Annotated in this window: 5 protein-coding genes and 1 pseudogene; 5 read left to right on the forward strand and 1 reads right to left on the reverse strand. The window is 74.9% G+C overall.

Annotated features, from left to right (window positions below; all coding sequences use genetic code 11):
* Positions 1–46 precede the first annotated feature (46 nt).
* From AAHZ94_RS05410 to AAHZ94_RS05420, 3 genes and pseudogenes are all read left to right on the forward strand, one after another.
* Positions 47–1,585, forward strand: a pseudogene (locus AAHZ94_RS05410) (condensation domain-containing protein); the annotation flags it as partial.
* Positions 1,586–1,790: 205 nt separating this feature from the next.
* Complete coding sequence (locus tag AAHZ94_RS05415) at positions 1,791–2,468, forward strand: ABC transporter ATP-binding protein (protein ID WP_502964579.1); 678 nt, start codon at positions 1,791–1,793, stop codon at positions 2,466–2,468.
* A 174-nt stretch (positions 2,469–2,642) separates the two neighbouring features.
* Positions 2,643–2,903 (forward strand): DUF5988 family protein, encoded by a 261-nt coding sequence (locus AAHZ94_RS05420; protein WP_349990973.1) that lies wholly within the window; start codon positions 2,643–2,645, stop codon positions 2,901–2,903.
* Between the two features lie 270 nt (positions 2,904–3,173).
* On the opposite strand, the gene AAHZ94_RS05425 is transcribed toward AAHZ94_RS05420, so the two are convergent.
* On the reverse strand, positions 3,174–3,704 hold the full coding sequence (locus AAHZ94_RS05425; protein ID WP_349990974.1) for a hypothetical protein: 531 nt from the start codon (positions 3,702–3,704) through the stop codon (positions 3,174–3,176).
* Positions 3,705–4,363: 659 nt separating this feature from the next.
* On the opposite strand from AAHZ94_RS05425, the gene AAHZ94_RS05430 reads away from it, so the two are divergent.
* Together AAHZ94_RS05430 and AAHZ94_RS05435 are read left to right on the forward strand one after the other, a co-directional pair.
* The gene (locus AAHZ94_RS05430; RefSeq protein WP_349990976.1) at positions 4,364–5,569 is read left to right on the forward strand and encodes a DUF1266 domain-containing protein; all 1,206 of its coding nucleotides are present in this window, start codon (positions 4,364–4,366) and stop codon (positions 5,567–5,569) included.
* A gap of 205 nt (positions 5,570–5,774) precedes the next feature.
* On the forward strand, positions 5,775–6,394 hold a 620-nt coding region (locus AAHZ94_RS05435; RefSeq protein WP_349990978.1), incomplete at its 3' end, for a histidine kinase.

Genomic DNA, 6,394 nt, shown 5'->3' on the forward strand with positions numbered 1-6,394 from the left:
ACTCCTTTTACATGAAGGGTCGTTGACCGTACGGCGCGGCCAGGTGGTGGCGCTCACCGGACCCTCGGGCGCCGGCAAGACCACCCTGCTACGGGCCGCCTGCGGGGCGCTGCCGCCGGGGACGGCCCGGGTCGGCGGCACGGTCGAGGTACTGGGCCGCCCGGTGCTCCAACTCACCGAGCGGGAACTGCGGGAGCTGCGCCGGCGCCACGTCGCGTACGTGGGGCAGGACCCGGGGTCCGGGCTCAACCCGCGGATGCGGGTGCGTTCGCTGTTGCGCGAGACGGCGGCGGGGCGCGACCCCGACACGGTCGACCGCCTGCTGACCGCGGTGCGACTGCCGGCGGACGAGGGCCTTGCCGACCGCCGCCCCGGCAGCCTCTCCGGCGGGCAACAGCGCCGCGTCGCCCTGGCCAGGGCCCTGGCCAGAGAACCCGCCGTACTCCTGCTCGACGAACCGACAGCCGGCCTGCACCCGACGCTGCGCGATGAAATAGCCGATCTCTTACGGGAGTTGGCAACCGAACACCGACTTGCCGTCGCCCTCTCCTGTCACGACACCGACCTCCTCACCCGCCTCGCCGACGAGGTGGTCGAACTCCACCCACCCACTTCCCGCACCGCCCTTCCTTCGTCACCGCACCACACGGGTCCTGCGCGCCACGGGGAAGCGGCGGACGCTCCGGGGGCGGCAACCGTCTCCGGCACATCGAGCGGCGATCCGCGTACGGATGACGACCCGCATCCGGGCGCGGACGGACACGGGGACACGGACGGAGCCGGAGAGGGAGCCGAAGGCGAGAGCCAAGCCCCGGGCCGGGGCAAGGCCGGAACCACGGACACCACAGACCACCGCACCGAGGCCCCGCCGCAACCACTGCTCCTCGTACGCGCGCTGTCCGCGGCCGTCGGGCCCCCCCCCGGCCCCCCGGGCGGCCCCCCCCCCGCGGCCGGGGCCCGGCCCGCGGCCCCGGGCGCGGTCGAACTCACCCTGTCGCCCGAGACGACCGCGACCCTGGACGGCGCGGCCCGGGCCGTCGGCGTCACCCTCAACACCCTCGCCCAGACGGCCTGGGGCCTGGTCGTCGGACAGCTCACCGGCGCCGCCGACGTGGTCTTCGGCGCGGCCGTCTCCGGGCGGCCCCCGGAGCTGCCGGGCGTCGAGTCGATGATCGGCCTGTTCGTCAACACCGTGCCGACCCGGGTGCGCCTGAACCCCGGCCGCAGCCTGCGTGACCTGCTCACCGAGGTACACGCGGAGCAGATCGCACTCATCGACCACCAACACGTCGGGCTCGCCGACATCCAGCGGGCCACCGGGCACGACGCGCTCTTCGACACCATGATGGTGTTCGAGAACTACCCGTTCGACGACGCGGCGCTGAGCGGCAGCGAGCGCGCCGCCGGCCTCGCCGTCCGCGGCGTGGGCGGCCGGGACGCCACCCACTACCCGCTCACCCTCTCGGTCACCGCCCAGGCCGGCCGGCTGCGCCTGGCCCTCAAACACCGCACCGACTGCTACCCGGCCGAGGCCGCCGCGGACATCCTGCGCCGGGTCGCCGTGGCCATCGAGCGGCTGGCCACCCCCCCAGCCCCCCCCGGGGGCCCCGTGGCCACCCCCCCCCCCCCCCCCCCCCCCCCCGGGTGCCCCCCCCCCCCCCCCCCCCCCCCCCGCGCCCCCCCCCCCCCCCCGGCCCCCCGCCCGCGCGCGGCCCGGGGCCGGGGGCCCGCGCCGGGCCCGCCGGGGCATCCTGCACGGCGTCGGGCTCGCGCTGCCCGCCGGCGCGGCGATCGGCGTCGTCGGGGTCTCAGGTTCGGGCAAGACGACGCTGGCGCGCTGCGTGGTGGGACTGCACGAGCCGGCGGGCGGCGGCGTACGCCTGGCCGGTGCGCCACTCGCCGCCTCGGTCCACGGGCGCACCCGTGACCAGCGACGGCGCATCCAACTCGTACCGCAGAACCCGCTCGGCGCCCTCAACCCGAGCAGCACGGCGGGCGCCACGGGCGCCCGCCCGCTGCGCCTGCACCACGGCATGACCGGGCCCGCAGCCCGGGCCCGGGTGGTGGAGTTGCTGGCCCAGGTGGCGCTGGACGCCGACGTCGCGGGGCGCCATCCGCACGAGCTGTCCGGCGGGCAGCGTCAGCGCGTCTCCATCGCCCGCGCCCTCGCCGCCGGCCCCGATGTGCTGGTGTGTGACGAGGTGACCTCGGCCCTGGACGGGGCGACGGCCGTCTCGATCATGGAGTTGCTGGGGGCGCTGCGCGATCGGCACGGGCTCGCGCTCGTACTGATCAGCCATGACCTGCGGTTGATCGCGGACCGCACCGATGAGGTGCTGGTGCTCGACGGGGGCCGCGCCGTCGAATCCGGGCCGACGCGGCGGGTGTTCGACGCGCCGCAGCACGCCGTGACCCGGGCGCTGCTCGCCGGCCACCTCCCGGCCACTGGATCGACGTCAGTGGCGTAGGTCACTGCCAAGCCCCTAGGGCCCCCAGAAACCCCCGCGGCCCGACGAATCGGATTTAGGGGTTACTTGGGGCGCTGACCTGCTGCTGAACTGTGCCCGGGAGAGGCCCACCCGCCGTTCACTGGAGACCACTCGCCGCCTCCACAGTGCCGCTCACCGGAGGAGTTTCCCACCATGCCCCATGAACTCGTGACCGAAGACGTGCTGACGCAGTCGACCGTGGCCGAAGAGGCCAACGTCATCCTCCGCGGCGGACCCGCGGCAGACCTCCCCGACCACGAACGCATCCGGTACGTGCACGACCCCGGGGCGACGCTGAAGCTGCACCGCGGGAACCACTACGCGCACTTCGCGCCGACGGCCGAGACGGTGCCGCACGGCGAGCGCGCCCTCCGCGTCTTCCACTGGACGCGCACCACCTACGTGGCCGAGTAGCACCGACCGGGCCGGCGGGCCCGCCCTCTCCCCCGGGCCGCGGGCCACGGAGCACACCTCCGCGGCCCGCGGTCGCATGCCGTGCGCCCCGCGCCACGCGGGCCAGTCGGCACACCCGCGCGACGCCACCGGGCCCACACGGCGTAGCCGGTGGTCCGCGCCGCACCCGACGCACGCAGGGGCCGCACCGAGCACGGACGTCGTCCGGCGCGGTGCGGCCCCTGCGGTGTACGGCGATGTGCTGCGGCGTATCGCGATGTACGGGTGCCGCTATGAGGTGGGCATCTGGCGCGAGAACTGCTCGGTCTCGCCGTTGGCCCAGGTGATGGTCAGCTTCTGGTCGCCGTCGCTGAGCGCCGCCTTGCCGGTCATCGTCTCGCCCTGGCAGTTCGCGTTGACGCTCATGTCCTCGGTGGCGGTGCCGCTGCACGTCATGGTGCCCATGCGCATGACGAACGCACCACCGGAGACGCTGAGGATGCCGACCTGCCCCGAGGGGGTCCGCTCGACGGTGTACCAGATGCCTTGAGCCTTGCTGGCGTCGCCGCTGCCGCTGGTCGAGCCGGAGGTGCCGGTCGAGTTGGAACCACCGATGAGGCCGGTCGAGTTGGGGCCGGGGATCTTGATCTCGTCACCGCCCGTGGCCCCGCCGGTGTTGCCACCGATGGCCTGACTGCCGCCCTTGTCGGGCTTGCCGAACAGCGACGAACCGTCCTTGTCGCCGTCGTCACCGCAGCCGGTCAGCGTGAGCGCCAGCGCCGCGACGACAGCAGCGGCGGCGATCGTTGTCTTGTTTCGCACGGAGGTCCCCCGTCATGCCCAGATCAATTGCTCGGGAAACGTAGCAGGCTGTGGCGGGTCCTCCGACCCTCGATGCCTCTCCGTCGAGCCCCGGGGACACAATCGATATCCAGCCGTTGCACAGCGGAACGCCCCCGCCCGCTCCGTCCCGGTGGCATCACCGGCCGCCCCTACCCCAGCCGCCCCGGCCCCCAGCCACCCCATCCGCCGGCCGTCACCTGGGCTTTCCCCATCCGAGCCGCACCACGGGCCACCCGCGGCCCCCGCCACGAGCGCCCGCCACGCGACGCACCCCCTAGCCGATCCCCTCCCGACCCCTATTTTTCGCACCGCCCTCCACGGCATGGACCCCAGACGCGAACCGGCCGGTCCGCGCCGCACGTCCTACTCCCTTTGGGCCACACGGGCGTCACTCTCCGTAGCTCCCCGGGCGGTGCGCCACGGGGCCTCCGGGGCACGAGGCACACCTTGCGTGCGTGCGTATGGGGGACGGGGGCGGCCGGACGTGCGCAGTGCGCGGGCGCGCGGGGCGGACAGCCGGACGGGCGGACGGGCCGGGTGCGGCAGGTGGCTCGTATGCACTGCTCGAACGGGGGGCGCCGGAAAGGAAATTGATGCGCGCCCATGCCGGGCGGCCCCGGCGGGGAATACTGACGAACATGGGGACGCCGATCATGGGAGCAGCCGCACAGGTACCCGCCTGGGTACCGCCGACCGACGTCGAGCGGGCACTGTTCGAGGCGAAGACGCGCCAAGACTGGGACGCCTACCTCCAGGTGCTCTTCGCCGCGCAGACCTTCGCATACGCGCCCAAGCAACTGGTGGACGACGACCAGCTCATCGCCTGGGTCCCGCACACCGCGGCGCACGGCCCCCGCTTCCTCGCCGTGTACACCCGTGGCGAACTGTCGGCCCCGCGCGCGGGGGAGGTCGCCTGTGACATCGCGCTGCCGCTCGCCCCGTACGTGTGGTGGGGCGAGAAGCTGCGCGGCATGGTGGTCAACCCGGGCACGCCGACCGAGGCGTACTTCCCCGGGGCCCGGCGCAAGCGGCGGCGCTGGCTCGCGCTGCGCGACCAGTTGCCGCAGCACGACCCCGACCACGACGCGGGGGCGCTGCTCACCAAGTACACCGGTCCGCTGCGCGGGCCGCTGGCCGTGGGGCTCGCCTGCGGGGCGCACCTGTCGGTGCACCGCCGCGCGCTGTGGAACGACCTCACCGACGTGTACGCGGACTACCGCGCCGACACCAAGATCCTGCGCGAGGCGTGGGGCGCGGCCAGCGCCGCACAGTGGCGCCGACAGCTCGACTTCCTCCTCGCCGGCCAGAACAGCCCGCCGCAGCCGGAGTTCGTGCTGCGGGTGCGCCGCGCCATCGCCCGGCACACCGCGGGCGCGGGCGCGAGTGTGGACTCCACGCTGTGGCAGCGCACCGCGGTGGAGACGCTGCGCGAGCGCGGCACCGCCGAGGCCGAGGTGGCCGAGGTGCGGGCGCTCATCCGGCGCATCATCAGGTACGAGGCGCGGTTCCGGGCGGACGGCCTGCTGCCGGCGGACGGGTACGTGGGATCGGCCGCCGGCTACGACTTCGGGCGGGCGGTGAGCGTGGCCCGCTGGGGCCTGGGCGCCCGGTACGCGGACGGGGCCGAGGCCGAGGCCGCCGTCATCACCGCCGGTGTGCTGTGCCGCCGCCACTACACGTCCTGGGCCGACTTCTCCGCCGGCTACGTGCTGGGCCGGGTGCTGCGCTTCGACGACGAGTCCTTCGGCCCGATGTACGCATCGGCCCTCGCCCCGCACCGCCTCCTCCTCGACACTCCCACCAGCCCCTGGCGCACGCTCCCCTTCACGGCGCCCGCGGTCTGAACCCGTGCCCACCGGCGCCGTCGGACCCGTCGGCGCCCGTGTCAACGGGACTTTCGGCAGTGGTGGGCCGGCGGCCTCGCTCCGTAGGGTCTCGCGCGTGAAGAGCACGACGATCGAGGGTGGGCGGCCCGGTGGGGCGGCCGTCCGTGGCGGACGGTGGGCGCAGTGGTCCCGTAGGCGCGGGGGCGGTGCGGGGCGCTGGCGGGTGGACCCGGGGCACCTGTTGACGGCGGTGGCGAGCGTGACGGCGGGGCTGAGCGTGCTCAGCCTGTGGTGGGCGCTGCCCACGGCGGTGGCCGCGTTCGCGGCCGGGCGGCGGCCCGGTCGGGCGCTGCCCACCGTGCTGGTGCTCGTCGCCCTGCTGGCGGCGGGGCTGGTGGCGATCACCGTGGTGCCCGCGTGGCTCGACCTGTCGAGCGTCTTCGTGGCGGTGGTGGTCGCCGCCGCCATGGTGCCGTGGTTCGCCGGGCGGTTCTGGCGGCAGTACCAGGACCTGGTACGGGCCGGTTGGCAGCGGGCCGGACAGTTGGAGCGGGAACAGCGGCTGGTCGCCGAGCAGGCCAGGCTCCGGGAGCGGGCCAGGATCGCGCAGGACATGCACGACGTGCTCGGCCACGACCTCAGCCTGATCGCGCTGTCCGCCGGCGCGCTCCAGCTCAGCCCGGACCTGGCGGAGCCGCACCGGGCCGCGGCCCGCGACATCAGGGCCCGCGCCGCCTCCGCCGTCGAACGCCTCGGGGAGGTGATCGGGGTGCTGCGCGAGGAGGCCGACGGGGCACCCGAGCGGGCCCCGGACGCCAGCCTGGAACGGCTGGTCGCCGAGGC

The organism is Streptomyces sp. HSW2009 (genome assembly GCF_040240285.1).
In the GTDB taxonomy this organism is placed as follows: Bacteria; Actinomycetota; Actinomycetes; order Streptomycetales; family Streptomycetaceae; genus Streptomyces.

Bases quoted from the DNA above. Each gene is read 5' to 3' on its own strand.
- AAHZ94_RS05420 (WP_349990973.1), top strand. From the start codon at position 2,643: ATGCCCCATGAACTCGTGACCGAAGACGTGCTGACGCAGTCGACCGTG.
- AAHZ94_RS05430 (WP_349990976.1), top strand. From the start codon at position 4,364: ATGGGGACGCCGATCATGGGAGCAGCCGCACAGGTACCCGCCTGGGTA.